Genomic DNA, 25,920 nt, shown 5'->3' on the forward strand with positions numbered 1-25,920 from the left:
TTTTATACTTATCAAATTGATTGATATAGGGAACTTTGTTATAATTAACGTAGAAATGATAATACTAAAAAAGACCATTCGGTGCTGGAACACCAAACGGTCTAATCGTAAACAAAATAGTATCGCTTCAAAGGCGATCAGCAATTTTTCGAACGTAAACCGCTCTCTTGCTTTGGTAGGCTCAGGGGCGGTTTACTTCTTTTTATTAGAGAAAGTATATGCCAAAGCTAATACTGATACGATTAACACACTGAAGTTAATCATAAGGTATAAGCCTTCAAAAACTGACATCGGCATCATCTCCTTTCCCTTTTCGCATACGCTGCTGAAAAGTAGTAAGGACTCCTACGAGTTAAAAAACTAGGGATTTGAGATGCCGACCGCCCATGAGCTTCCTATTTTGTTACCCCTTAATTATACCATACATACGTTCTTCATTTAAGTGAACATCCTTTGTATATAAACACTTTTTTAAAAGTCTTTTTTTATACTTCAAAAAACGAACAAATGTTTGTATAATAAAATTAAGGAGATGTTATTATGAACAAGTTATCAGTTGGCAGCAATATGCGATGGGAATCAAGTCGAATCATGTTACCGGAACATAAAGAATTGTTAATCAAAGAAAGAAAAAACAAGAATAACACGATGAAGCCAACATTAGATGAACAAGAACTAGAAGAAATTAATATTGTAATTTATGATTCGCTGAATTATACCTTGCCTATCCAATTGTCAGTTTGGAAAGATGGATATTCTAAAACTATCAGGGGGATCGTCAGCAAAATAGATTACATATCAAAAGTGGTCTCTATTGAGTGTGACGATGAACTAATGAAGGTTGTTTATGATTCAATTACTAAAACGGAGAGGATATAAATGGTTCGCATTCCAGAAAGCGATAGAGACATTATCGAGAAAGCGATTTATTTGCCGATGTTGTTAATAGTGTTAGAACGAGATAGACAAATATTTGAGCAAGTACCTGTTAAGCTTAAACCGCCCTATCTTAGTCTCATCGAGAAAACAATGAATGCCATCCAAAAGGATTTATTCCGGGTTAAAAAACAGATGAGACAAAACAACTTAAAAGTATTTGAAACAAGAAGAGACGATGCTTTTACTGAGTATAAATTTATATCTAAAGGATACGAGGAGACACATACTTACTACAATCTTAATATGCGTAATAGAGTCCAAAAACTACTTGATCAATACTTAAGCCAACCCCCTAATTGAGGGGTTATTTTTTTATCAAAAAAACTTTTTAAAACTTCTTTACATATAATTAATTACATGTTATTATTTATATAGATAATAAAACAAGGGAGGAATTAAAATGAAAAACGTTATGACAAGAGCTTGGGAAATCGCTAAAGAAGGCGTAAAAAAATTTGGTGGGAAAGTGAAAGAATACTTTGCTCAAGCTCTTGTTATGGCGTGGGCGGAAATGAAAAAAGGAGCAGATAAAGTGAAAACTCATTTTGATGCCGTGAAAGAAGCTAAAGAATTCTCGAAGAAAAATTTTGACGGATATGTAGCTCAAATGAACAAAAAAGGAGTTAAAACCACATACCGCACATCCGAGAGCATTAGCATGATTGCTCCAAATGGCCTAGAAGCAATTGCTTACGTTGAAACTTCCAACGGCAAGAAAATCAACGGAACCATTACTTTTGAATCTTATATCTTTGTCAGACTTGCTAGTGGTAAGGTCCAAAGAGCAGGAACTAAAACGATAAAATTTAATGAGTCTGATTACTCATTGATTTAATTAATTGTGAGGTGATAAAAATGAAACGAGTAGACTCGAAACGAATCGACTTAACTGGCAAAAAATTTGGTGAACTTACAGTTATTAAATTGAGTGATAAAAGAGGAAACAACAACACCCTTTTATGGGAGTGTAAATGCTCCTGTAGCAAAACTATTTATGTGCATGGTTACTCTCTTACTCACGAACATTACAAAAGTTGTGGTTGTAAAAGAGAGGGTAACCGAGACAAAGCAGTAAAAGAACACATCGAAAAAGACCGTGTGGACGGCACCAGAAAGACAGCTCTAAAAGCTAAATTGCACAAGGGTAATAAAAGTGGGCACAAAGGTGTTATGTGGATGGAGAGACGTCAAAAATGGAGAGCTTATATTGGTTTCCAGGGGAAGCAAATTAATCTAGGTTATTTTGAAGACTTAGAAGATGCCATAAAGGCACGTCAAGCAGGAGAAGAAAAATACCATAAGCCATTACTGGAGGACAACAACAATGAATAACGAAGAAATCAAAAAATGGATCGAAGAGAACCTAGTTATGCAAGATGCGGCTCGTGAAATTACGGGCCAATCTGTTACAGGATTTAATCAGTCTGTATCGACAGGAAAAATCTCTCCTTTTGTCGAATTTGGAGAAGTGAGAAAAACTCGTCTTTATTTTCGAAAAGACCTTGAAGAATACGCTAAAAATAAAAAAGGTGCAAAATAAATAAAAAATTCGGCGAGAGGGCGGATATGAATGAAAGAACCAATTATCGAAGTTTATAAGGATGTATTGTCTGGAAAAAGGAAACGATTCCCCTTACACACTTGGACTAAGGACGAATATGGCTATTCAAATTTCGCCTCGTGTTTACGTTATATCGTAGAAAAAAATAACATGGATCGTGAACAAATAATCAACATTGAACATAGCTTAATCGAACGCTTTAAGCTTCGTGGAGCATTGACTATGTTGTATGAACAAAATCTAAAAAAAGCAATACAAGAAGTTTTTCCTGAACATAAAATTGCAAAATGGGAGTTTGTAAGAGGTATAGAAAGTGATGAAGATGCTAAAAAAGCTCTCCAATCTGTCGTTACCAAAAAAGGACGAACTCGCGAAGATTTTTTGGAACAAAGAAGTAACTTATACGAGGATAAAGATATATACAGGATATTAGACTGGGCATTTCGCCACGATATCAAAGCTGTTAATCTAATTCAAAGCGCATTGCCAGAATTCAATTTTACTGAAAAAGAACTTACACAACGGCTTGATCGTGAAAAATGGAAGATGGAAATTAAGCGGATATTTGAAGAAGAACTAAAGTGGACTGAACAAGATATTGAAAATAAAATGACGCTCGAAATTGCTCGGATGCACTTTGCAGACAGTTACAAACGGTATAGAAATGTTTTAACTATGGTTCAATCTGCTTATCCAAATATTAAGGTTTTAATGTTAATGGAGGCTCCTTTAGCAGCAGAGGCGGTTCAATTAATTGTATTAGATATAAAATCCGGATTATGCACTAAAGACATTTTAAATAAGTACGGCATTTCAAGAAACACACTTACAAGAATAAAGCGAGAAAATGGATTTATAAATCAAAAAAAAAGTGAAAAAAATAAAAAAACTTCTATATAATTATTTACATGTTATTAATTATATGATATATTATAAATATCAACAGGAGATAACAAAAAATAAAAATTAGGAGGAAGAGAAAATGAAAAAATTTGAAGAGTTAGGGTACACAGTACACGGTGAAGTTGAGCATGAAGGAAAGGTTATCAGACTTACACAAAATGCATACTTAGACGGCACGCACGAAAATCCATACTACTCAGCAAACGGAATCGACGCAGAAGGAAACGAATACGAAATTACTTGGGATGTCGTTGAGAATTGGAAAGAGTTAGAGGACGAAAGTGAATGCTGTGATTGGGATGAACCGAAATCGGTAGAACAAATCGATTAAACTAAGAAGGAGTCACTGCTTAGGCGGTGATTCTTTTTTTTATGAACGTTATGTGACAATCTCTAAAAATACAACTATTTCCACTTATGGTAATATATACTCAAATCAATGGAGATTGATATAGGGGGTAGCGCCAACATTTCGGAAATTTTGTACGCTAAGCAAATTCAAACATAAAAAAGTCGAATTCCCTGTAGGTTCACAAAAGGAACCGACTTTTTTATTTGACTTCTTCAAGTAAAGCACCCGTTAGTTTAAGTGCATTTTTTCACAAGGGCCATCTAACAGACAAAAATAGTCTATAATGAATGCTCGTAAAATTGAATAATGCAAATGTTTATTTCAGTAGAAATTGATTGATTTCTACTATTACCCCATCAATATCATCTACTAAAGGTGAATGTCCCGTATTTAAAGCTTTATAGACAAAATTAATATCATGGGCTTTCATGTCATTAATAAGTTCTAAGGTCATAGCTTCTAAAACCATTAGATCATGTTTTCCCCATAAGACAAGTACGGGGGCAGTAATATTACTTAATTCTCCCGTACCTTCGATAACCCCATTTGAAACCAAGCTTAGATTAAATCTATTGGCTGCATTAGCAACATCAACTATATTTTTCTGATGCAGTGCACCTTCTAAATACTTCTCAAATCTTGCTTTCTCAGGTTTATTGTTCGGATACATTAAGTGCTTCATAGCTGCCTCAAAAAAAGATTTTTCTCCTTGAAGTTGTGCATTTAACATTCTATTCAACATAGGATCAGAAGCAAATTCCTCTCTGGATTGGAGTCTTTCTCCATCAGAATTATACGCTGGATACCCACGGGTTGACATCGAAGCAAGTAAAATTAATTTATCTACTCTGGCAGGATAATTAGCTGCAAATTGCATTGCCACTCCTCCGCCATTGGACCAACCGATTAAATGAAATGTATTAAGATTTAATTCATCACAGAACAATTTGATATCCGTTACAAAATCATTAAATGTCTTTATAGGATTATTGTAAGTGGATTTCCCGTAACCACGCAGATCAGGTGCATAGATTGTATAATTAAGTGGCAATTGCTCAATTAGTATATCCCATTGGACCGAAGATGCTAGATTACCATGAAGTAGCAATAGAATATCTTCTCCACCATCCCTTTTTTGATAAAAAATCGTTTCACCATTATTTAACCTAACCTCCACACGATTTCCTCCTTTTCAAGCATTATTCTTGCTCTCTCTATTTTCTATTAATATATTCTACTTTCTTATTGAACTAACCTGCTCCTTTAGTTGAAGAAGAACTCTTGACTATTTTCTACTTTAACGTTCAGAACTTGAGATTAAACCATCCTGTTTCTTTCGGAAAATCATCTCTTGTTAGTATATCTCCCGTTATAAACTCTCTATAAGATGTAATTGTTCCATCATGAGAAATGATATAGATTATTGGAGCTTCTTGCTGTTTACACCACTCAAGAAATTGTTTAGCCAATTGATTAAAGATTTCTTGGGGTAAAATGTTTATTCCATTAGCCCAAAGTTCTTCAGACAACTCTTCTTCAATTTGTATATCTGGAAAATCAACGGATATTTTTTGCCTATCTAATAATCTATCACAAGGTAATGTTCTTCCTTGAGAAACTTGGGGAAATATCCTGGGAGATACTAATGGGTTTACAGTTTTTTTGCAATTAATTCCCTTACTCCAGTAATGAGCCGTTAGCAAAGCTCTTCTCAAAGGACTGATAACTAAAATATCCTCTTTTGACAACGGGAATTGTGTTCTAAGCAATTCAGCTTGATTAATCCCTTCATCTGAAAGTATAGGGTCAGAGATTTGTAAGCTGTTGGGTGTATTCAGAGTGTGCTCTCCTTCTCCGTGTCTAATAAAGATTAATTCCATATATAGATTTCTCCTTTCAACAACGGATACCAATAGAATGAAATAATACGATTCATGCTTGGAAGTTACTTTTAAAATTTTATAAAGAATGGATGTTTTTCTACATACACTCATGCATTAATCTGCTCCATTAGTTTAACATTAATTTCCTTTTTATTGACAAACAAAAAAGCATCCCTTGTTGAAGGAAAGCTCCCGTTAATTTAAGCACATCTAATCACAAGGTGCATTTCTCTAACTTTCTGAAAACCAACGGAGTGCTTTTTGTTCCATCTCACTTACAAATTTCCTTTTTGCTGGACTGTATTCCCTTGTAGTGTCGTATTGTTGAGCTAAGGTTTCTTTGAAGCGACTGTAATTATCGACTTCTTTAGGGTGACACCTTAGATAATCTCGAAAAATCAAATGCCTTTCAATTTCAGGGTTATCAAATTGGTAAAAATGTATATGATGAGTTCTGTTTACCTCACCTTTTCTAAATAACCTTCTACCTGGAATACCCCAATCTCCCGCTACATCATAACCAAGAGACTCCATTTGGTTGTTGAATATATCAACCTTCTCTATGTTTTTGACAATACACATCATATCGATTACAGGCTTTGCTTTCATACCACGAACTGATGTACTCCCAAAATGCTCACATTTTATTATCTCCTCGCCAAAGATTGTTTTAAGAAACTCCGCCTCATTCTGAAACATTTGGGACCAATTTTCACTTCGATAAACTCCCTTTTTAAATTTTTGTTTAATGGAGTAGATAAGCAGTTCTATTAACCTATCCTGCTCCGTTACTTCAACAAGAGAAGGCGATAACCTTTATTAAGCTATCGCACCCGTTACTTTAAGAAGTGAAAATCATTTAGCAGGCATTGAAAAGGTTATTATACTACTATTGCCTTGTTCTATTTTCGAATAAATTTCTTTAATTATTTCTTTCGCTCTGTCATTTGTGTCATATTTCCCTAATACTTTACTCCAGTAGACGAAAAAGCTTCTGCTAACAACTCCTTCAATAAAATTCCCTTTTACGGTTACTTCTTTAACATTTACTAAGACCTTTGTATCTTGAGTTATAACCCATAACATAAAAGTAATCTCCCCTTTGTATTTTGTCTTTCTTCTTGTGCTATCCTGCCCGTTACTTTAAGTGCATTTCTTCACAATCTCTTATCTATCTTAACATAAATATCCAATTGATTTTCTGAAAAACAAGCACCAAAAACGGACGTTTATGGCGCTAATAATAACCTTATTAAAATATCACCTATTTGTGACTATTCATAGAACCAAAACTCATTCCCAAAAACAAAGTCACGTTTTTGATGGCTAACACCGTTTTTGGTGCTAATATAGGGGTATAAACAACTTTAAGCAGGTGATGAATGATGATTTTTGGTTACGCACGTGTGAGTACAGAAGAACAAAACTTGGATATGCAAGTTGATACACTTACACAATTTGGAGTAGAAAAAATTTATAAAGAAAAATTGACCGGAACTAGAAAAGATAGACCCCAACTAGAAGAACTTCTTAAAGTCTTACGCATTGGCGACAAAATTGTTGTATATAAACTGGATCGTATTTCACGTTCTACAAAACATCTAATTGAACTTAGTGAATTATTCAATGATTTGGGAGTAGATTTTGTCTCGATTAATGACAGTATTGACACTTCAACTGCAATGGGGAAGTTTTTCTTTCGTACAATGGCAAGTATTGCAGAATTAGAACGAGATATTATTAGTGAAAGAACAAAGTCCGGGCTTCAAGCAGCAAGATCCAGAGGAAGGAAAGGTGGTAGACCTACAAAGAAAAAAGATAAAGTAGAAATGGCGATTAAAATGTATAAAAGTCAGGAATATACGATTAACCAAATTACAGAAGCAACTGGAATCAGTAAAACCTCACTATATAGATATTTAGACAAAGTAAATTAGGGATTTACCAAAATTACTTAAAAGGATTGATTTAACTTGAGTGTGAAAGAACTGCTGACACCAGAACAGCGAAAGGAAATATTCAACCTTAATAATTTATCGGAATTTGAATTTACTTCTTATTATAGTCTATCAGACTATGATATTGAAGTTATAAACCGTCATCGAAGAGATCATAATCGATTGGGGTTTGCACTCCAATTATGCATTCTTAGAAACCCCGGTTGTAATTTAACTAATATGTTAGAAATACCAGATAACCTTATTAAATACGTAGCTACTCAAATTAATGTACATCCAGAGGTTTACTCTTCATATGCTCAACGTGATACAACTAGGCGTGAGCATTTAGAAGAAATACGCCAAGTATATGGATATAGAAATTTTAATAACAGTGATTATCGTAGAATTTCTAATGCTCTTTTAAAATCTGCATTGGAAAATGGAAATGGTTTGTATCTAGTACGCACTACAATCGATTTATTAAGAAAGGAAAAAATAATCCTTCCAGCAATACCAACAATCGAGAGAATGGTTTGGTTAGGAAGAACGCGTGCAGAGAAAAAAATATATGCCATACTAACAGGTAATCTTTCTGGAAGACATAAGCGTGGACTAGAAAAGTTGATTGATTTAACGGTAAATGATAATAAAACTCAATTAGCTTGGCTTCGGGAAATTCCCGGACAGTCGTCACCAGATTCTTTTTTAAAGGTCATACAAAGATTACAGTACATTAAAGAAATGAATATTACAGCCGATACGGCATTAATACATCCCAATAGACTTTTACAATTGGCACGAATTGGGGCAAGATATGAACCACATTCTTTTAGAAGATTTAAAGAAGATAAAAGATATGCATTATTGGTCGCCCACTTAATAACCCTTTCTCAAGACTTAACTGACCATGCTATTGAAATTCATGATAGACAAATGATGGTGTTACAAGCAAAAGGCAGAAAAACCCAAGAGGAAATGCAAAAACAAAATGGCAAATCCGTTAATGAAAAAGTTGTACATTATGCAGATATAGGGACGGCTTTAATTACTGCAAAAGAAGAGGGAATCGATCCCTATGTGGCGATAGAGCAAGTAATGCCTTGGGAGAAAATTGTAGAATCGATTGAAGAAGCTAAATTATTATCGAGACCAATGGATTATGATTACCTTGATTTATTAAAAACTCGATATAACTATTTAAGGAAATATACTCCAAGCCTGTTGGATTCTTTAGAGTTCAAATCTACTAAATCAGCAGAGCCTTTATTGAAAGCATTAGATACCATACGCGAGTTAAATGATTCTGGAAAAAGAAAAATCCCTGGTGGCTCACCTTTGGGTTTTGTTCCTAAACGTTGGCAAAAACATGTTTTTGATGATGAAGGTAATATTAACCGTCAATATTATGAAATGGCTGCCTTAACAGAACTCAAAAACTATATCCGTTCTGGTGATGTTTGGGTTGAAGGTAGTCGATTACATAAGGATTTTGAAGAATATTTAGTGTCAAAGGACGATTGGGGAAAAGCAAAGGATAAAGGGACTAATATAGCTGTTAATGTAAGTTTTGATCGGTATATACAGGATAGAATTGAAACTTTAAATACTAAACTTCAATGGATTTCCAAAAATATTGATAAAGTCGAAAGTATTAACATCGAAAAACAAAAGATACATGTTGAGAGACTACAAGCAGATACCCCCGAAGGATCTAGAAACTTTAGCTTGTCTCTTTATAATATGCTTCCAAGAATTAAACTCACTGATTTATTAATGGAAGTTGCTGAATGGACTGGATTTGAAGAGTCATTTGTTCACGCTTCTTCAAATCAGCCACCTAAAGGTGAGGAAAAATCCATTGTAATGGCTACATTAATGGCGATGGGTACAAATATTGGATTAACTAAAATGGCAGAGGCAACTCCTGATATTTCATATCGTCAGATGGCAAATGTAATGCAGTGGAGACTACATGAAGATGCCATGACTCGTGCTCAGGCTACATTGGTCAATTATCAGCACCGTCTATCTTAGGCTTCATATTGGGGAGATGGAACAACATCATCTTCCGATGGTATGCGTGTTCCAGTGGGGGTATCATCATTACATGCAGATTCAAACCCGCATTATGGAACTGGGAAAGGTACAACCATTTATCGATTTACAAGTGATCAGTTCTCTTCTTTTTATGCAAAAGTAATCAATACGAATGCAAGGGATGCTGTACATGTCATAGACGGATTATTACATCACGAATCTGACCTTACAATTGAAGAGCATTACACTGATACAGCTGGTTATACCGATCAAGTTTTTGGTTTAAGTCATTTGTTAGGGTTTCGTTTTGCTCCAAGGCTAAGAGATATAAGTGACGCAAAATTATATACCATTTCTTCACCTAATGACTTTCCAAACATAAAAGGCATTCTTCGAGGTAAGATTAACACAAACGTTATTAAAGAGAATTTTAATGATGTATTAAGGCTGGCACATTCAATTCGAGAAGGAAGAGTTTCTGGATCATTAATCATGGGAAAATTAGGTTCATATGCAAGACAAAATAAAATAGCTACAGCTCTTCGAGAGATTGGGAGAATTGAAAAAACAATCTTTATTCTTGACTATATTACGAATAAAACATTAAGAAGAAGGATACATCGAGGACTAAATAAAGGAGAAGCCATGAATGGATTGGCTAGGGCTTTATTTTTTGGTAAACGTGGTGAATTCAGAGAGCGTGGCATACAAGATCAACTACAAAGAGCTAGTGCATTAAATATATTGATCAATGCAATAAGCGTATGGAATACAGTGTATTTAAGTGAAGTGACAAAGGAATTTAAGAAAAATAATGCCCTAAAAGAAGAATTGCTTCCACACATTTCACCTTTAGGATGGGAACATATTAATTTTCTTGGAGAATATAAATTTGATTCAAATAGATTACCAGCTAATTCATTAAGACCCTTAAATAAAAACTAATCAATAACATAAGCCAAATTCCTTAGCGTACAGGTATTTGGCTATATTTATGTCGAAATTTGCTTAGCGTACAAAATTTCCAAAATGTTGGCGGTACCCCACTAAAGTAATCGCTCCATCAAGAAGAAAATAAGCCAGATCCATTAATTATCTCTTCACTAGAAATTAACGATGTTTCATATATCGTTTTATTATGCCTTTTCATGAAAGATTGAACAACCTCATAACCTACTGCATATCCAGCACCAAAAGAAAGACCTACAGGTTGATATCCTTCTTGTTTGGCAATCTCATCACCAAACATATAACTACTTACCTCAGCAAATCCTTTTATGTCTAAAGCTTCTCCAATAACATGGATTGAATACTCTAAATCGTCCTTGTCCAAAGTGGTCACCCAAGGTCCCAGCTGGTCTGTTCCATAAAGCTCTTTCGCGAACGAATCTGCTAAACCTTCTATGACAATATAATCTCCCACTGTTACATTTCCATGATCCCAATCAAAATAAGAAAAACGAATATTGTGATGAAATTCATGAGCAATAACAGCAGGAATTTTAGGTAAATTATATTCATTTGGATAAATATTCACAGTAATAAACCCAGGAATACCACCAAATCCTGTATATCCCTTTTGAAGTTTTAACTTATCTGGATTTGCGACATACATTCCAAATTTTATTTCATTGGCGTTCACTTTCAAACCTGCCTTATTAGCTTTTTCTATACAGGTTTTGATAGTATTTTCTGCTACCACATAGGCGTTATTATCCTTTAAGATGGATAGTCCTTGTTGAATTTGTTTATCGTTAGAAATATCTGCATAACCTAGCATTTTCGTAGCCATTAAAACGTCATAACCATTTTCTTGTTTTGCTTTTATAGGAACATTTATTAAATTCCACATTTCCTTAAATGGCGTCATCATCGTATAACAAAAATAATTTTTTCTTTCTTCTAAATCCGTAATTGCAAGTAATTCTTCGTATTGTTCTATTGTGTTAATTAATTTATAGGTCATGCCCATTTCAATCACCTTTTTCGCAAATATCTGGTATTGTAATTTTGAAGTAACTTTATATTCTTCATAAAATTTCCTTCGGAGTCAGTTAAGTCCAAATGAAATAATATATTTTCTAAGTCTACAATCATTTGAGTCATGTCATTTTTAATAAAGCCTAATGAAGGTTGTCGGTCTATTAAATCTTTAAGTTTATAACCTATTATTTTTGCAGCGAGGATTTGAACAATTTTATCTAAGTCTGACTTGAGTAAAACCAACTGACCGTTGTCGTTCTTTTTTGCTTTCAATAAATCTAAATTAGAATAGTACCGTATAGAACGTTCAGTAAGTCCGGTCAATTTGTAAACTTCCCCTGTTGTAAACAGCGTAATTCACCATATTACAAGGTTAAAGTATTACGCTACGTTAATGTCAAATAAAAAATAGGCCTATCCTTCAATGTACAATAAAAAAACCGAAATCCCTTAAAGTAGGAAAAATCGGCTTTTTTCATGTCGAAGTTTGCTTAGCGTATGTTTTCCGCTTTTTGTTGGTAGGACCCCTTAGAGCTATTAATGATTTCTTTTGCGCCTTTTGAAGCTAACCCTGAACCAACAGCGACTGCGGGTCCTTCAGCAACTGTCATGGCGGTTAACCCACTTTTTCTCAATGAATAAAGAGACATTGGGTTAAAGCTACTTACAATCACTTTTAAAAGACCTTGGCTCCACTCATCATTCCCATCAATGGCAATTACAGTGTTTGAGTTTAAAGTACGTATATTTGACACGAATCCCCCTTCAAAATCACTTGTAATTAAGACGCATCTAATCACCTCCTATGGTTAGATACTAATTCAATTCTCTATACTCGTCTGTTGTTTAAATTACCATTTTTCGCTTTAACAAATACGGACCTCATCATTCCCAAAAAAAGAAGTGGCAAAAAAACAATTCTTTTTTTTGCCACTTTCTTAATAATTTTTTTTAAGTCTTCCAAAACTTCTCATAAGAAATCATTTAGGATGGTTTGGGTTTATTCAAGAATTCTATATTCTGTTGGTATAGTTAGCTTTTGGAATAGAGTTTGATATTTTTTTACCTTTTTCCTGTACGATTTTCTATATTTTTAATCATTAACTCATTTACTGACTTTAGTTAAAATATGCAAACTATCTAAAGAAATCAACCAACATTGATGGTGAGATCCCCCGGAATGTGCCACACATCTTTTTATTATAATTAACATTAATTTTGCAAATGACATGAAACAAAGTGTCCATCTTCAATATTTCTCCTGATTGGAACTTGCTTCTTACAAATATCCATCACATATGGGCACCTTGTATGAAAGACGCATCCCGTTGGAGGATTTATTGGAGATGGGAGTTCACCACTTAAGATGATCCTTTCCTTCTTTATTTTAGGATTTGGAAGAGGTACTGAAGATAGCAAAGCTTTAGTATAAGGATGTAGTGGTGATTTGAACAGTGTGTCAGTTGGTGCTTCCTCAACAAGATTCCCTAAGTACATAACGCCAATACGATTCGAGAGGTAACGCACTACACTTATATCATGAGAAATAAACAGGTATGTTAATTTCAAACTTTCTTGAAAATTTCGTAATAAATTAATAATTTGTGACTGAATTGAAACATCAAGAGCCGAAACGGGCTCATCACATATAACGACTTTCGGATTTACTATTAATGCTCTTGCAAGGCCAATTCGTTGCCTTTGACCGCCAGAAAATTCATGGGGATACCTGTAATAATGCTCAGCCTTTAATCCTACTTTTTCCAAGATATCAAGAACACTTTCGGTTCTCTCTTTACTATCTCCAAGTCCATGAATAATTAAAGGCTCTTCTAAGAGATGACCTATTCTTTTTCGTGGGTTAAGGGAAGAATAGGGATCTTGAAAAACCATTTGAAGATCTTGACGTATTGTACGTATTTCTTTAGAACCTGCTTCGAAGATATTCCGATTTTTATAGATAACTTTTCCGGAAGTTGGTTCAAGAAGCCGTAAAATTGTCCTCCCTGTAGTGCTTTTTCCGCAACCTGATTCGCCTACTATTCCAAGGGTTTCACCTTCATATAATTGAAAAGAAACGTCATTTACAGCTTTGACTTGTCTATTCTGTCCTCTTATTGACCCAAAAGGTACTTTAACAGGAAAGTATTTTGTTAAGTTTTGAATATCCAGTAGAGGAGATTGTATACTATGAACTTTTGACATATGTGTCATCCCCCATTTTAATAATTTTCTCCGCGTACCAGCAGCGTACTTTTTGTGTGTCTTTTAAACTCCTTAATTCCGGCTCCTGTTCATAACACTTTTCATCTGCGTACTGGCAGCGCGTTGAAAAGCGGCAACCTTTTGGTACATTGTCAAGGGATGGAACTGTCCCTTCAATGACATAAAGTTCTTGGGAACGGTCCCCATCAATTTGAGGAACAGAACGCATTAACCCTTTGGTATACGGGTGCAAAGGATTCTCGAATAAGCTTTCCACATTTGCTTCTTCAATTATTTGACCAAGATACATGACCACAACTCTTGTGCATATTTCCGCCACAACTCCAAGGTCATGGGTTATAAACATAACTCCCATTTTGAATTTAGTTTGCATTTCTACAATGAGGTCCAATATCTGTGCCTGAATAGTAACGTCCAATGCAGTTGTTGGTTCATCAGCAATTAGTAGTTTCGGCTGGCAAGCAAGAGTCATAGCTATCATTACCCGTTGTCGCATGCCTCCAGATAGCTGATGAGGGTATTCATTAACCCGTTTTTCTGGTGCAGGGATGCCAGTAAGTCTTAACACCTCTACGGCTTTTTCATTCGCCTCTTTCTTGCTAACTTCCTGGTGAAGTATAATGGATTCTGCAATTTGATAACCGATTGTATATACTGGGTTAAGAGAACTTAACGGATCCTGGAAAATCATAGAAATTTCATTTCCTCGAATGTTTTGCATTTTTGATAAAGAAAGTTCTAATAAGTTCATTCCTTTAAAGTTAATTTCTCCCTCGTATTCAACTTCATGTTTCTCGTCATAGAGTCGAAGAACAGATTGCGAAGTGACACTTTTTCCGCAACCTGATTCGCCAACTATACCAAGGATTTCCCCTTCATGAACCTCAAACTCTATCCCATCTACCGCAGTTACTCGTCCATTCTCGGAATAAAAATGCGTTCTTAATTTTTTCACTTCCAAAAGAGGTGCTTTTGACATGATATTCCCCCTCAACCAGTTTTTATTTTTTGGATTTCCTTGCATGTGGGTCTAACAGGTCGCGTAATCCATCTCCTAGGAGGTTTAAACCTAAAACCGATAAAGCTATCATAATACCTGGGAATACAGTCATCCACCATCCATTAAAAATGACAAGTTTTCCATCATATAGGATATTCCCCCAGCTTGGATTCGGAGCTGGAACTCCCGCACCTAAAAAGCTTAAAGCTGCTTCCGTAAGTATTGCTTCCGCAAAGATGAAAGTAGCTTGGACGATAAGGGGGGAGAACGTGTTTGGCATAATATGATTCCAAATGATCCTCCTCTGGCTCGCTCCTTGTGCATGCATTGCTTCAATGTAGGTTTCCTCTCTCACAACAAGCGCTACTGAACGCACTGCCCTGGCAATGAACGGTGTATACACGATGCTCAATGCGATAACAACATTTTGAATCATTGGGCCAAGGGCAGCCATCAGGGCAATGGCAAGAAGAATTGAAGGAATTGCCATTAAACCATCACATATTCTCATAAACAGTTGATCAAGGAACCGATAATAACTTGCGTATAAACCAATAATGAGTCCGAAAATCGATGAGAGAATGGTAACCGAAAAGCCTACTCCCATTGATACTTGTGCACCATAAACTATTCGGGATAACAGGTCCCTTCCTAAATTATCCGTCCCAAGAAGATGTTCCGTACTTGGTCCTTGAAGTTTTTCAGTCACAATCATTTCATAAGGGTCATATGTAGATAGAATTGGCCCAAGCATGGTAATTAAGAATAAGAAAAAGGTAATCCATCCCCCAGTGATGATTAGCTTGTTTGAAATAATTCTTTTAAAAATAAGCTGACGCTGCTGTTTTTTAAGGTCATGTTTGATCGAGGAGAGTTTGATACTACTGTTTATTTCTCCCATACCCACATCCCCTTTCTATTAACGATCTAGTCGAGCTCTTGGGTCGACTACCCCATATAGTAAGTCAATAAACAAGTTGATCACGACATATATTAATGTCACGAACAGTACTACCCCTTGTATAACAGAATAATCTCTCCGTTCAATAGAGTTTATGATTATTTGGCCAATCCCAGGGATATTAAAGATTGTTTCTGTAACTATTGCCCCTGTTACAAGCGCACCAAATGTTTGTCCAATTACAGTAAGAATTGGAATAAACGAATTTCGCAAGGCATGTCGGTAGATTACGTTTCTCTCTTTAACTCCTTTTGATCTAGCCGTTTTAATATAATTATAATTAAGTACTTCAAGCATGGATGAGCGTGTCATCCTTACAATCAGAGCCGCTTGAACGGTACTGAGTGAAATGGCAGGTAAAATGAGATATTTTAAGTGTTCCCACAATCCCGCGTCAATAGGTTGATAACCTGCGATAGGAAACCAACGCAATATGACCCCAAACAATAAGATTAATAACATTCCTAATAAAAAACTAGGGATCGACATCCCTAACAACGCAGCTCCCATTATGGATTGGTCAGCAGTCGTCCCTCTGCGCCTTGCAGCAGCAATCCCAAAGGGAATTGCAATGAATAATGCTAAGGCTTCCGCTAATATTGCGAGGGATATTGTAGGTTTTAAGTGAGAAAGAATAGTATCTAAAACAGGTTCTTTCATAAAGTAGGAGTATCCTAGATTTCCTTGCAACGCATCAAATAACCAATTAAAATACTGTTGCACAAGAGGTAGATTTAGTCCGAGTTCTTCTCTAAGGGCGTCAATTTGTTCCTCAGAAGCTTCTTCTCCCAAAAGTACCGCAGCAGGATCACCGGGTGTTATTTGAATGATAAGAAATATGACAATGGAGACAACAAATAAGACAGGTATGATTGAGAAAATTCGTTTAATTAAGTAACCAGTCAAAGCTTATTCCCCATTTCCTTGAATTCTATTTTTTCTTGATTTCTTTACTGACAAAAATGGACATTTCCAAACCTATAAAAGTAATTCCTTTTTTAAGAGGTACTTTTCCTGCATATTCAACATACTCTGTGTACCAGTTATTTAAATTTAAAAACTGAAAAGTTTCTAATCTTATCTTCTTTTTTTATTCTATATAAACCACCGGAGAATTTAAATGTGACAACACTATGCTCAAAACTTCCTGTTAGATTAACCAGAAATGGTTTTTCACCCCGCGTTCGTAGAAAGTTCAATAAAACCCCTTCACCAATAGGGCTGGCAAACACTAAGTCTCCACCTAGAAGCTTCAAGGTACGGCATTGGGCTTGGAGCTCTTCATCAAAAAACTCTTCCCCCTTTGGTAAATTCAGTAAACTTGACCACTTCTCAACGGTCTTATTCAAATCCCATACCGCCATTGAAATATGAGAGAATTCAGCTCCTGACGGATGATGTCCTATAACTTTTTTTTCTATTAGACTTTTTCTTCGCTCTTTATCCCCTTCATACCACTGTATTATATAAGGAAGTTCAAGCTCATCACTTTCATTACCTACATAGAGAAGATGCCATTCTAAAAGACTTCCGTCGAGAGTTTTTCTGCTCCGATAATAAGGACCATTCACGGATAACCCTTTGTCCTGGAAATGCTTCGCTGCACTTTCAATATCATCTGTTCGAACAACAAATCGGGAAAAACCCTCGTTGAACTGGTCATCTACTATGGTTGACATGAGACTATGTTCAGGATGTTCTGTCTCAGAAAACACTTTTATATCCTTTATCCCAAAAAATTCAATATAAGATAAATCAAAATAGCTGAGCATGTTATAGGACAACTGATTGAGGTGATTTCCACCCTCTATTACCTTTACCCCTTTTTCTTGAAAAAAAGGAATAACTTTCCCTGGTTTTTCAAGGTAATGTACAATGAAATCTCTTCTCCAATAAGAGTAAAGAGAATCTTTATTTTGTTGGTGGTTTTACATTATCAGGTATTGGACATATATAAGGGTTCTTTGATGTAAAGGCTGCAAATTCTTCTTTTATCAATTCTAAGTACTGTTTATTATGAATCAGCTCGATCACTGTCAGTGTTAGTACCTCTGCCGCCTTGAGCATCCCTTTATGTGCATAACTGCTAATTCCTTGCGCGGTCATTTGCCATGTATGTAACGAAGTCCCCAATGCAGATGTTGTCATTGTTATTTTAGCAGTTGGTACTATCCAGCTAACATCTGCCAAATCTGTTGATGCTACCAGCACATCTTTGGACTCTACGTAAGGAGAAATTGATTTAGATAGGAATTTTCCTTCAAATTCACTTCCATCTCCGTTGTAACCGAAGTTTTTTAATGTTGTTAAATAATCCTTTTTTTCTCTTTCAGAGAAAGTGGACCATATTTTTCCTGCAAAGCTTTCTTCCTCCTGCGAATACTCTGGAAGGTCTACTTCTTTAATGTTTTTGTAGAGCAATTTTTCCAAATTCCGATTCGGAATATAATTGGAGCACGCATTAATATATTCAATCTCCCATTCTGTTTCCGTCATTAGCGCAGCCCCTTCAGCTACCTTGCAAATTCTTTTAAAAATATCGTTGACTTCTTTTCCCCTTGGAGCACGAATCATATATAAAGCTTCCGCATAATCCTGAACAACTGCAGGTGATGTTCCCCCAGTATCTGTTATGGAATAATGTATACGTGCTTCGGGAATGACATGTTCTCTCAGGAAATTCACACCTATATTCATTAATTCAACGGCATCCAATGCGCTACGTCCTAAATGTGGAGCCATGGCTGCATGGGAGGAAACTCCTTTAAACCGGAAGAATGCTTGACAATAGGCCAGGCTGGAAAGACCCATAATCGCATTAATGGGAGATGGATGCCATGTCAAAGCCACATCAACCCCCTCAAACGCTTTCTCCCTTACCAAGAAAACCTTCCCTGAGCCGCCTTCTTCGGCGGGACAACCAAATAATTTGATTGTCCCAGGTAACTGATTTTTTTCAAGATAGCATTTTATAGCACAAGCTGTCGCAAAAATTCCGGTACCTAATAAGTTGTGTCCACAACCATGACCAATATCCAGGTTTAATGGTTGATGGGTCGTCTGATTCGGAGTCTGACTTAAACCAGGTAATGCATCATATTCACAGAGGAGTCCTATTACAGGTGAACCTTTACCATAAGAAGCTGTAAAAGCAGTGTCTATCCCGGCAATCCCACATTCAACGATAAAACCTTCTTGTCTACATTTTTCCATCAAGAATTCAGCAGATTGAAATTCCTCGAATTTTAATTCAGGGTGATTAAAAATATACTTACTGATTTGTTTAAAGTAATCCATGTTATTCGTCAAGTAATCTTTTACAAACATCTTCGCATTCGGCATAGAATTCTCCACCCTTTATATTAGTCCTGCAATTATTTAGTCAACAACTTTTGTATTCCAGAAAATTGGACCGGAAAAACTAGATACTCCCTCTACCTTTTTGTTTGCTGCGTCAAGTCTATTGTTTCCACCAAGTTGAACTATTGGCAAGAGTTCCTTCCAAGCATAAAGTTGCAAATCATCCCAGACTTTCTTGGCCTCAACCGATTCTTGGGCAGTTTCGATAGCTGCCATCATATCAATTGCTTTCTGGTCATTTAGCCCACCGCCCCATGTTGGACTTAGAGCAAGGAGCTGTGATGGAGCACTTACAATTTGTGATGACGTGACGAAAGCATCCCATTCCTCAGGATTATTTTTGTGTATATCAAGAGCTGTCGACCAATCATAGATGTTTAGAGTTGCGTTAATACCAATTTGTTTCAATTGTTCATGAATTACAACAGCCATGTTGTATAGGTGATTAAAGTCACGAGTAGATAAAATCCTGAATTCTTCTCCGTTATAACCTGCCTCTTGCAAAAGTTTCTTTGCTTTTTCAGCGTTATTCTGATTATAGAATTCACTTCCTGCACTGCTTGCCCAATTAGCGATCTCCTTGTTCATATATCCCGAATCAAGATAATACAAATCTTCGTGGAGAAAAGCGGCTTGCATAATTTCTTCATTATTTAACGCCATATTGATTGCTTCTCTTATTTTGAAGTTAGATGCCAAACCTTCAACTTTGTTAAAAGTCATGAAATCATTTGCTGATGGAGATATTACTGCTTTTAAATCATCATTACTTTTCAATTGCTCATAATTTTCAAAAGGAATGCCAAAGGCAAAATCATATTCCTCAGTCTGAAGGCCAGCAAACCTTGTAGAAGCATCTGGGACTATATAAAAATAGATTTCATCAACTAGAGCTTCTTTCTTTCCTGCTAATCCACTGGGATTTAATTCTAAAGGCTTATAACCATCGTATTTCTCAACGTGAATGAACTGATCTTGTTTCCACTCTACAAATTTGAAAGGACCTGTTCCGACATATTCATTAACTCCTTCTGCTGAAGCTGATTCTACTATTTCTTTTGGCATGATAGCAGGAGCTTGATTGGCAGTTGCTAACGTATCTAAAGTTAAGGAAGATGGTTGAGATAAATGTAAAATTACTGTGTAATCATCTTGAGCTTCCCATATTGCACCATTAAAAATACTCCCTGTAATTGAAGACTTTTCCATCCATCTTTCCATTGATGCAGTGACATCTTCAGCTATCATCTCTTTGTCATTATGAAAATTGACCCCTTGTCTTAAATGGAAAGTATAAGATTTGCCATCATCACTAATTTCTATTGATTCCGCCAACATAGGGACTGGTTGATAGGAAGAATCAGTAGTTACAAGAGTTTCATAAATTAATCTAGATACATCCCTTGTTGTAGAAGCAGTACTTATTGGTTGATCCAGCGTGGGAGGCTGAGAATTCAGCGCAACTTTTAAAACTCCACCAACACCACTTTTTTCCTTTTCACTGTTATTAGAATCTACAGTATCAGAACTACAACCTGCTACAAAAAGCAAAAAGGCAACCATTAGGGTCATAAGAAATTCTATTTTATTTTTTTTCATTTTTTACCTCCATTATTTTTATTTCTATCTACTCAAAAAATTATAGACAAAGTGCTAGATATGAATAGAAGCTCTAACTACTATGAAAAGTGATATATTAGAATTATTTTTTTATAGAGCCTTTATAGAATAAGGAAGCTAAAGACAGAGACTATAATGCTTTTTTAGATAAAAACATTTGCTTTTTCACATTTAATAACGCACTATCTAAATCCAAAATAATATCTTCTGCTTCTTCAAGCCCGACAGACAGCCTTATCAGACTATCTGTTATTCCAAACCTCCTTCTTTCTTCAGGAGGAATTGAGGCATGGGTCATGGACGCAGGATGTTGCACCAATGTTTCAGGGTCTCCAAGACTAAAAGAAATCATTGCTAGTTTAAGTGAATTAATAAATTTAATTCCTGAAGAAAGATCACCTTTTAATTCAAAAGATACAATCCCACCCATGTCTTTCATTTGCTTTTTTGCCAATAAATATTGGGAATGAGACGTTAAACCAGGATAATAAACCTTTTTAATAATTTCATGAGATTCAAGGAATTTAGCTACTTTTCGAGCATTACTACAATGTCTTTCCATTCGTACGCCTAAAGTTTTTAACCCCCTTAAAATAAGTGAAGATTCATATGCACTTAAATTTTGCCCTAACTCGCCCATTACTTCCTTTCTCATCATTTGGATTATATTTTTCTTACCAACAATAAAACCTGCTATCACATCTCCATGGCCATTAATATATTTTGTGGCACTATGAACAACAATATCAGCTCCCAACTTTAGTGGGTTTTGTAGGCAAGGGCTCATAAATGTGTTATCAACGATTAGTGTTAATTCATTTTCTTTGCAGAATTTTGAGATTACTTGAATATCTAAAACAGTTAACATTGGATTTGAGGGTGTTTCAATATAAACCACTCTTGTATTTGGTCTTATTGCTTTCTCTAAATTAGACACTTCTGTACAATCAATGAAATCATATTCTATTCCATATCTCGTTCCAAATGTATTTAAAAAGCTAAAGGTTCCTCCGTAAATATCTTTAGTAACAATTGCATGGTCTCCGATTTTTAGAAAACCAAGTAGGGCTGTTGAAATGGCGGCCATCCCACTAGAAACACCTAGAGCAGATTCTCCTCCTTCCAACACTGCTATTTTCCCTTCGAGTATTGAGAGAGTGGGATTACCGTAGCGGCCGTAGTATTCAATTTCTCCATTACTTGAAACAGCTTTAGCAGCAGATTCAGCATTCGGAAAAGCATATGCAACTGCTGGAACAATACTATGTGATATTGCCTTAGTGCTAGGATCCGGTTGGGACGCTTCATGAATAATCCTTGTATTCATTTTCCAATTTGGAGCCATTAACTATTCCTCCTTTTAACGTCTGGCATTATCAGTTCTTCAGCTTGCACCTCCACCTAGTATTTTTAGGTGAGTTTATCCCAATTCTCTTAAACATCTTTGATAACTCTTTGATGTTCACTTTCTAGTACTCTGGTTTATGTTGTTTACTAGAACGTTTTCTGTATACACTTTACAGATGGAGAAATCTTCAATACTCCATTTAAAAAGAGGTAGTGTTTTCACACCTTTAAAAACTTTATTTTTCATAACTATCTATAAATAACACATTTTTATTTTACTTTTTCTTCTAGAACCACTTCATTAGTTTGACTAATAACAGGAAACTGCCCGGAGGCAACAATCCCAATTATTATAAAAACAATCCTAGAGAAGTACTTCGTAGCAATAATTGGCCCTTTAGTTAAAGATGAGTGACACTAATCGTTTTCGCTTGCATATGTAAGATTAAGTAATCAGGACCTCCTGCCTTAGAATCAGTTCCTGACATATTAAAACCACCAAATGGATGGTATCCAACTATCGCTCCTGTACATCCACGATTGAAGTATAGGTTTCCAACATGGAATTCTTCTTTTGCACGTTCAATATGGTCATGGTTATTTGAAATCAAAGCACCTGTTAATCCATAGTCTGTATTATTAGCCACTTCCAACAAGTGGTCAAAATCGCGAGCTTTACATATTGCTAGAACAGGACCAAAGATTTCTTCCTGCATCAATCGTGCTCTTTCATTTACGTCAATAAAAATCGTAGGCTGTATAAAATATCCTTTTGAATCGTCTCCCAGGCCTCCTGTGACTAACTTTCCTTCTTCTTTTCCGTTTTTAATATACTGCATAACCTTTTCGAACGATTTTTGGTCAATCACTGGCCCCATGTATGTATTGCTATCGGCAGGGTTACCAATACTCAATGTTTTCGTTAAAGTAATGACTTTTTCGACCACTTCATCGTAAACATCTTCATGGATGACTGCCCGAGAGCAAGCTGAACATTTTTGTCCTGAGAAGCCAAATGCAGAGTGCACAATTGATGATGCCGCAATGTCTAAATCTGCTTCTGCGTCCACGATAATAGTGTCTTTTCCTCCCATTTCAGCAATAACACGTTTTAACCAAAGTTGCCCTGGCTGAACTTTTGCAGCGCGTTCATTTATACGGCATCCTATTTCACGTGAACCCGTGAAGGAAATAAACCTAGTCTTGGGGTGATTTACTAGATAATCTCCTACTTCTGAACCACTTCCAGGTATATAGTTAAGGACACCACTTGGAAGTCCTGCGTCCTCCATTAACTCAACAAATTTTGCAGCCACGACAGGAGTATTATTAGATGGTTTAAGTAGTACCGTATTCCCCGTAACAATTGCGGCTACAGTTGTACCTGCCATGATAGCCAATGGAAAATTAAAGGGGGAAATGATAATTCCTACTCCTAGAGGAATATACTTAAATTTATTTGATTCTTCTTCTCGGCTTTGTACAGGTATACCGTCTTTTAGTTGCATCATTTGACGAGCATAGTATTCCATAAAATCAATCGCTTCGGCAGTATCCGCATCGGCTTCAATCCATGGTTTCCCAGCCTCTTTTACGAGATAACTTGAGAACTCATGCTTTCGGTGTCGAAGCATCGATGCCGTACGGAATAGAATATTCGCTCGTGATTCTGGGGTGACCTTTTTCCATGTTTCAAACGCTGTTAATGCAGCTTGCATTGCTTTTTCTGCTAACTCTTTATTTGTTTTCGAAACGGTACCGATGATTTTATCCTTGTTCGCTGGATTTATGGAGACAATTTTTTCATTTGTAGTAATGCGCTCTCCTCCAATTACAAGGGGGTAATCCTTGCCTAATTGTGATTCAACTAAGTTTAAAGAATCTTTAAATACCTGCCTGTTTTTTTCTAAAGAAAAATCAGTTAATGGTTCGTGTATATAATCGGACTCTTTTATTTTTGTGCTCATGTAAATCCCTCCTTTTATATCGTTTTTTTAATTTTAGATTTCTACTATTGCGATAAAAAATCTCCTTTATCGACCTTAAGTTCTTATACACAAGTATTACGCACTGTTGATGTGAAATCATTTCAAATATTTAATAAGTCAAAGCTTCACGTTTGTTAGGGTCAATCTTACTATCTTTTCTCCAGTTCACAACCGGTGGAATGATATCGGTAATTGAAGCAATGCGGATATCTATAAATACAGGAGAATTTTGTTCTACCGCCCATTTCAATCCTTCCTCTATCTTGTCATTGCTATTAATTTTTAACGATTGGATCCCGAAACCTTCAGCAATTTTCGCTGCATCAAAGTTTGTGAAATCTACAGCTATATACTGTTCGTTATGGTATAGTTGATGTAATTTTTTGATCCAGCCATATGAATTATTTTGAAGTAGGATGAAAACAATTGGTAAGTTTAATCGTTTCGCCGTTTCTAACTCCCCAACTGACATTGCAAAACTTCCATCACCAAACAATGAGAACACTTTTGTATCAGGTCGTGCGACTTGTGCTCCGAGAGAAGACCCTAATGCATAGCCTAAATTTCCATGCCCCCGATCAAATACTGTTTTTCTACCTGCTTTTTTTATTTTAAAGTTTGATGCCATATATGGTGTTTGCGTACCAGCATCAACAACAAAAATGGAGTCTTCATTAGTAATCTTATCTAAGATGCTAATAATTTTCGCAGGGTTAACGAATTCTGTTTCTTGATTTACCTCATCTTCAACTCTTTTAAATTTCTCTTTTACAATTTTGCAAATGGATTCATTCCATTCTTTGAACTTGTATGTCAAAAACTCTTTTTGTTCTTGAGTATTAGAATCTAGTTTTGCTAGGAATAATCTAATATCACAAAGTATGGCTACATCTACTGGAATATTTAAATTTAATGTTTCTTCACTTATATCCACTTGGACAATGGTTGGATTATTGCTAAAAATATCTTTATTAACTGTTGTCACATTGTTTAGTTTTGAACCTAGAACTATAACCAAATCTGATTGTTTAATGATACTGTTGGTTTCATCTGAGCCTCCATTTACTCCAATTACTCCAACAGCATAGGGAGATAATTCAGATACACTTCCTTTTCCGTTAATAGTCGTAGCAACTGGAATGGAATAACGTTGAGAGATGACTTCTAACTCTTTATATGCAGTTGACAGGTGAACTCCACCTCCAGCGATGATTACTGGTTTGGATGCCTCCATCAATAATTCAAAAACACTTCTTAGGTCACTATCTGCTGGTCCTGATTTAAAAGGAGTTGTTGAATTGTTTGTATTTGATCCTGTTAAATCTTTTTCTGAGAATATATGATCTTGTTCATGAATATTTTCTGGGATGGAAAGATGGACAGCTCCTGGTCTACCACCTGTCGCCATCCGAAATGCTTTGTTTAGTAAATGAGGTACTTTAGAAGATAATTTGATTTGTGCATTCCATTTCGTAATGGGTTTTGTTAATTCCACTTGCTGTAATTCGGTTAAAGCACCGGTTTCATGGCTTTGAATCGAAATATCTGAAGAGATGCAAAGTAATGGAATAGATGAAGAATTTGCTTCACTAATCCCCGGAACCGCATAGAGTACTCCTCCACCACTAGGAACATCCACGACACCTACTTTACCGGTTACCCTTGCATACGTATCTGCCATATAGGAAGCATGACGCTCGTCACGGCAAGAAATATAAGTAATTTCATCTTTATGATTTTCTAAAGCATTATGAAAAGTTGTACTTGTATCTCCTGGTACCCCAAAAATAACGTCCACATTATTAGCAATTAATAACTTT

Annotated in this window: 26 protein-coding genes and 1 pseudogene; 10 read left to right on the forward strand and 17 right to left on the reverse strand. The window is 35.8% G+C overall.

The genetic code is table 11. The features are described 5' to 3' along the window. From BMSHG_RS29560 to BMSHG_RS23065, 8 genes are all read left to right on the forward strand, one after another. Positions 1–364, forward strand: a 364-nt coding sequence (locus BMSHG_RS29560; RefSeq protein ID WP_034659297.1) for a hypothetical protein, incomplete at its 5' end; no start/stop codon positions are given. 176 nt (positions 365–540) lie between these two features. Continuing rightward, a complete protein-coding gene (locus BMSHG_RS26810; protein WP_019156819.1) occupies positions 541–879 on the forward strand; it encodes a YolD-like family protein in 339 nt (112 codons plus the stop codon). Continuing rightward, positions 880–1,239, forward strand: a complete 360-nt coding sequence (locus BMSHG_RS23040; protein ID WP_019156820.1) for a hypothetical protein — start codon at positions 880–882, stop codon at positions 1,237–1,239. A gap of 100 nt (positions 1,240–1,339) precedes the next feature. Then, entirely contained in the window at positions 1,340–1,774 is a 435-nt protein-coding gene (locus BMSHG_RS29200; RefSeq protein WP_019156821.1) for a hypothetical protein, read from the forward strand. 20 nt (positions 1,775–1,794) lie between these two features. Beyond that, entirely contained in the window at positions 1,795–2,271 is a 477-nt protein-coding gene (locus BMSHG_RS23050) for an HNH endonuclease (protein WP_019156822.1), read from the forward strand. Then, on the forward strand, positions 2,264–2,479 hold the full coding sequence (locus BMSHG_RS23055) for a hypothetical protein (RefSeq protein ID WP_019156823.1): 216 nt from the start codon (positions 2,264–2,266) through the stop codon (positions 2,477–2,479). Before BMSHG_RS23050 ends, BMSHG_RS23055 begins: the two co-directional genes overlap by 8 nt. A 30-nt stretch (positions 2,480–2,509) precedes the next feature. Next, positions 2,510–3,400 carry a DUF4046 domain-containing protein gene (locus BMSHG_RS23060; RefSeq protein WP_019156824.1) on the forward strand — a complete coding sequence of 297 codons (891 nt, stop codon included), beginning with the start codon at positions 2,510–2,512 and terminating at the stop codon, positions 3,398–3,400. A gap of 82 nt (positions 3,401–3,482) precedes the next feature. Further along, a complete protein-coding gene (locus BMSHG_RS23065) occupies positions 3,483–3,734 on the forward strand; it encodes a hypothetical protein (protein ID WP_019156825.1) in 252 nt (83 codons plus the stop codon). A gap of 337 nt (positions 3,735–4,071) precedes the next feature. Here BMSHG_RS23065 and phaZ read toward each other — a convergent pair whose 3' ends face one another. From phaZ to BMSHG_RS23085, 4 genes are all read right to left on the reverse strand, one after another. Beyond that, a complete protein-coding gene (gene phaZ, locus BMSHG_RS23070; RefSeq protein WP_019156826.1) occupies positions 4,072–4,932 on the reverse strand; it encodes an intracellular short-chain-length polyhydroxyalkanoate depolymerase in 861 nt (286 codons plus the stop codon). 127 nt (positions 4,933–5,059) lie between these two features. Next, positions 5,060–5,635 (reverse strand): histidine phosphatase family protein, encoded by a 576-nt coding sequence (locus BMSHG_RS23075; RefSeq protein ID WP_019156827.1) that lies wholly within the window; start codon positions 5,633–5,635, stop codon positions 5,060–5,062. Positions 5,636–5,869: 234 nt separating this feature from the next. After that, positions 5,870–6,388 (reverse strand): GrpB family protein, encoded by a 519-nt coding sequence (locus tag BMSHG_RS23080; RefSeq protein WP_026073595.1) that lies wholly within the window; start codon positions 6,386–6,388, stop codon positions 5,870–5,872. A gap of 105 nt (positions 6,389–6,493) precedes the next feature. Continuing rightward, positions 6,494–6,724 (reverse strand): hypothetical protein, encoded by a 231-nt coding sequence (locus tag BMSHG_RS23085; RefSeq protein WP_019156829.1) that lies wholly within the window; start codon positions 6,722–6,724, stop codon positions 6,494–6,496. Between the two features lie 299 nt (positions 6,725–7,023). Between BMSHG_RS23085 and BMSHG_RS23090 the strand changes: the two genes are divergently transcribed. After that, positions 7,024–7,575 (forward strand): recombinase family protein, encoded by a 552-nt coding sequence (locus BMSHG_RS23090; protein WP_019156830.1) that lies wholly within the window; start codon positions 7,024–7,026, stop codon positions 7,573–7,575. 36 nt (positions 7,576–7,611) lie between these two features. Continuing rightward, positions 7,612–10,560, forward strand: a pseudogene (locus BMSHG_RS26820) (Tn3 family transposase). Between the two features lie 118 nt (positions 10,561–10,678). Here the strand turns inward: BMSHG_RS26820 and BMSHG_RS23100 are convergent. The 13 genes from BMSHG_RS23100 to BMSHG_RS23160 form a co-directional block, all read right to left on the reverse strand. Further along, the gene (locus BMSHG_RS23100) at positions 10,679–11,581 is read right to left on the reverse strand and encodes a DUF2268 domain-containing protein (RefSeq protein ID WP_026073596.1); all 903 of its coding nucleotides are present in this window, start codon (positions 11,579–11,581) and stop codon (positions 10,679–10,681) included. An 11-nt stretch (positions 11,582–11,592) separates the two neighbouring features. Next, entirely contained in the window at positions 11,593–11,955 is a 363-nt protein-coding gene (locus tag BMSHG_RS23105) for a MerR family transcriptional regulator (RefSeq protein ID WP_083879421.1), read from the reverse strand. A gap of 134 nt (positions 11,956–12,089) precedes the next feature. Then, positions 12,090–12,353 carry a hypothetical protein gene (locus BMSHG_RS23110; protein ID WP_019156835.1) on the reverse strand — a complete coding sequence of 88 codons (264 nt, stop codon included), beginning with the start codon at positions 12,351–12,353 and terminating at the stop codon, positions 12,090–12,092. 457 nt (positions 12,354–12,810) lie between these two features. After that, positions 12,811–13,803 carry an ABC transporter ATP-binding protein gene (locus tag BMSHG_RS23115; protein ID WP_019156836.1) on the reverse strand — a complete coding sequence of 331 codons (993 nt, stop codon included), beginning with the start codon at positions 13,801–13,803 and terminating at the stop codon, positions 12,811–12,813. Further along, entirely contained in the window at positions 13,787–14,803 is a 1,017-nt protein-coding gene (locus BMSHG_RS23120; protein ID WP_026073597.1) for an ABC transporter ATP-binding protein, read from the reverse strand. Before BMSHG_RS23120 ends, BMSHG_RS23115 begins: the two co-directional genes overlap by 17 nt. Positions 14,804–14,825: 22 nt before the next feature. Then, positions 14,826–15,725 carry an ABC transporter permease gene (locus BMSHG_RS23125; protein WP_019156838.1) on the reverse strand — a complete coding sequence of 300 codons (900 nt, stop codon included), beginning with the start codon at positions 15,723–15,725 and terminating at the stop codon, positions 14,826–14,828. An 18-nt stretch (positions 15,726–15,743) separates the two neighbouring features. Further along, positions 15,744–16,691: an ABC transporter permease gene (locus BMSHG_RS23130; RefSeq protein WP_019156839.1), complete on the reverse strand. Its 948-nt coding sequence runs from the start codon at positions 16,689–16,691 to the stop codon at positions 15,744–15,746. A 137-nt stretch (positions 16,692–16,828) separates the two neighbouring features. Continuing rightward, the gene (locus BMSHG_RS23135; RefSeq protein WP_051030977.1) at positions 16,829–17,662 is read right to left on the reverse strand and encodes a VOC family protein; all 834 of its coding nucleotides are present in this window, start codon (positions 17,660–17,662) and stop codon (positions 16,829–16,831) included. A gap of 34 nt (positions 17,663–17,696) precedes the next feature. Next, the gene (locus BMSHG_RS23140; RefSeq protein WP_019156841.1) at positions 17,697–19,127 is read right to left on the reverse strand and encodes an amidohydrolase; all 1,431 of its coding nucleotides are present in this window, start codon (positions 19,125–19,127) and stop codon (positions 17,697–17,699) included. Between the two features lie 36 nt (positions 19,128–19,163). Then, complete coding sequence (locus BMSHG_RS23145) at positions 19,164–20,744, reverse strand: ABC transporter substrate-binding protein (protein WP_019156842.1); 1,581 nt, start codon at positions 20,742–20,744, stop codon at positions 19,164–19,166. A gap of 151 nt (positions 20,745–20,895) precedes the next feature. Next, entirely contained in the window at positions 20,896–22,110 is a 1,215-nt protein-coding gene (locus BMSHG_RS23150) for a trans-sulfuration enzyme family protein (RefSeq protein ID WP_019156843.1), read from the reverse strand. 403 nt (positions 22,111–22,513) lie between these two features. Next, entirely contained in the window at positions 22,514–24,079 is a 1,566-nt protein-coding gene (pruA, locus tag BMSHG_RS23155; protein WP_019156844.1) for an L-glutamate gamma-semialdehyde dehydrogenase, read from the reverse strand. 130 nt (positions 24,080–24,209) lie between these two features. Further along, positions 24,210–25,920 (reverse strand): thiamine pyrophosphate-binding protein (locus BMSHG_RS23160; RefSeq protein ID WP_161601813.1); only part of this gene is annotated, 1,711 nt, incomplete at its 5' end.

Source organism: Robertmurraya massiliosenegalensis JC6 (assembly GCF_000311725.1).
Lineage (GTDB): Bacteria > Bacillota > Bacilli > Bacillales > Cytobacillaceae > Robertmurraya > Robertmurraya massiliosenegalensis.

Coding starts and splice junctions, on each gene's coding strand:
- BMSHG_RS23125 (WP_019156838.1), bottom strand. CDS start 15,725: ATGGGAGAAATAAACAGTAGTATCAAACTCTCCTCGATCAAACATGAC.
- pruA (WP_019156844.1), bottom strand. CDS start 24,079: ATGAGCACAAAAATAAAAGAGTCCGATTATATACACGAACCATTAACT.
- BMSHG_RS23090 (WP_019156830.1), top strand. CDS start 7,024: ATGATTTTTGGTTACGCACGTGTGAGTACAGAAGAACAAAACTTGGAT.
- BMSHG_RS23075 (WP_019156827.1), bottom strand. CDS start 5,635: ATGGAATTAATCTTTATTAGACACGGAGAAGGAGAGCACACTCTGAAT.
- BMSHG_RS23150 (WP_019156843.1), bottom strand. CDS start 22,110: ATGGCTCCAAATTGGAAAATGAATACAAGGATTATTCATGAAGCGTCC.
- BMSHG_RS29200 (WP_019156821.1), top strand. CDS start 1,340: ATGAAAAACGTTATGACAAGAGCTTGGGAAATCGCTAAAGAAGGCGTA.
- BMSHG_RS23145 (WP_019156842.1), bottom strand. CDS start 20,744: ATGAAAAAAAATAAAATAGAATTTCTTATGACCCTAATGGTTGCCTTT.
- BMSHG_RS23065 (WP_019156825.1), top strand. CDS start 3,483: ATGAAAAAATTTGAAGAGTTAGGGTACACAGTACACGGTGAAGTTGAG.
- BMSHG_RS26810 (WP_019156819.1), top strand. CDS start 541: ATGAACAAGTTATCAGTTGGCAGCAATATGCGATGGGAATCAAGTCGA.
- BMSHG_RS23115 (WP_019156836.1), bottom strand. CDS start 13,803: ATGTCAAAAGTTCATAGTATACAATCTCCTCTACTGGATATTCAAAAC.
- BMSHG_RS23050 (WP_019156822.1), top strand. CDS start 1,795: ATGAAACGAGTAGACTCGAAACGAATCGACTTAACTGGCAAAAAATTT.
- BMSHG_RS23140 (WP_019156841.1), bottom strand. CDS start 19,127: ATGCCGAATGCGAAGATGTTTGTAAAAGATTACTTGACGAATAACATG.
- BMSHG_RS23060 (WP_019156824.1), top strand. CDS start 2,510: ATGAAAGAACCAATTATCGAAGTTTATAAGGATGTATTGTCTGGAAAA.
- BMSHG_RS23055 (WP_019156823.1), top strand. CDS start 2,264: ATGAATAACGAAGAAATCAAAAAATGGATCGAAGAGAACCTAGTTATG.
- BMSHG_RS23100 (WP_026073596.1), bottom strand. CDS start 11,581: ATGACCTATAAATTAATTAACACAATAGAACAATACGAAGAATTACTT.
- BMSHG_RS23085 (WP_019156829.1), bottom strand. CDS start 6,724: ATGTTATGGGTTATAACTCAAGATACAAAGGTCTTAGTAAATGTTAAA.
- BMSHG_RS23120 (WP_026073597.1), bottom strand. CDS start 14,803: ATGTCAAAAGCACCTCTTTTGGAAGTGAAAAAATTAAGAACGCATTTT.
- BMSHG_RS23040 (WP_019156820.1), top strand. CDS start 880: ATGGTTCGCATTCCAGAAAGCGATAGAGACATTATCGAGAAAGCGATT.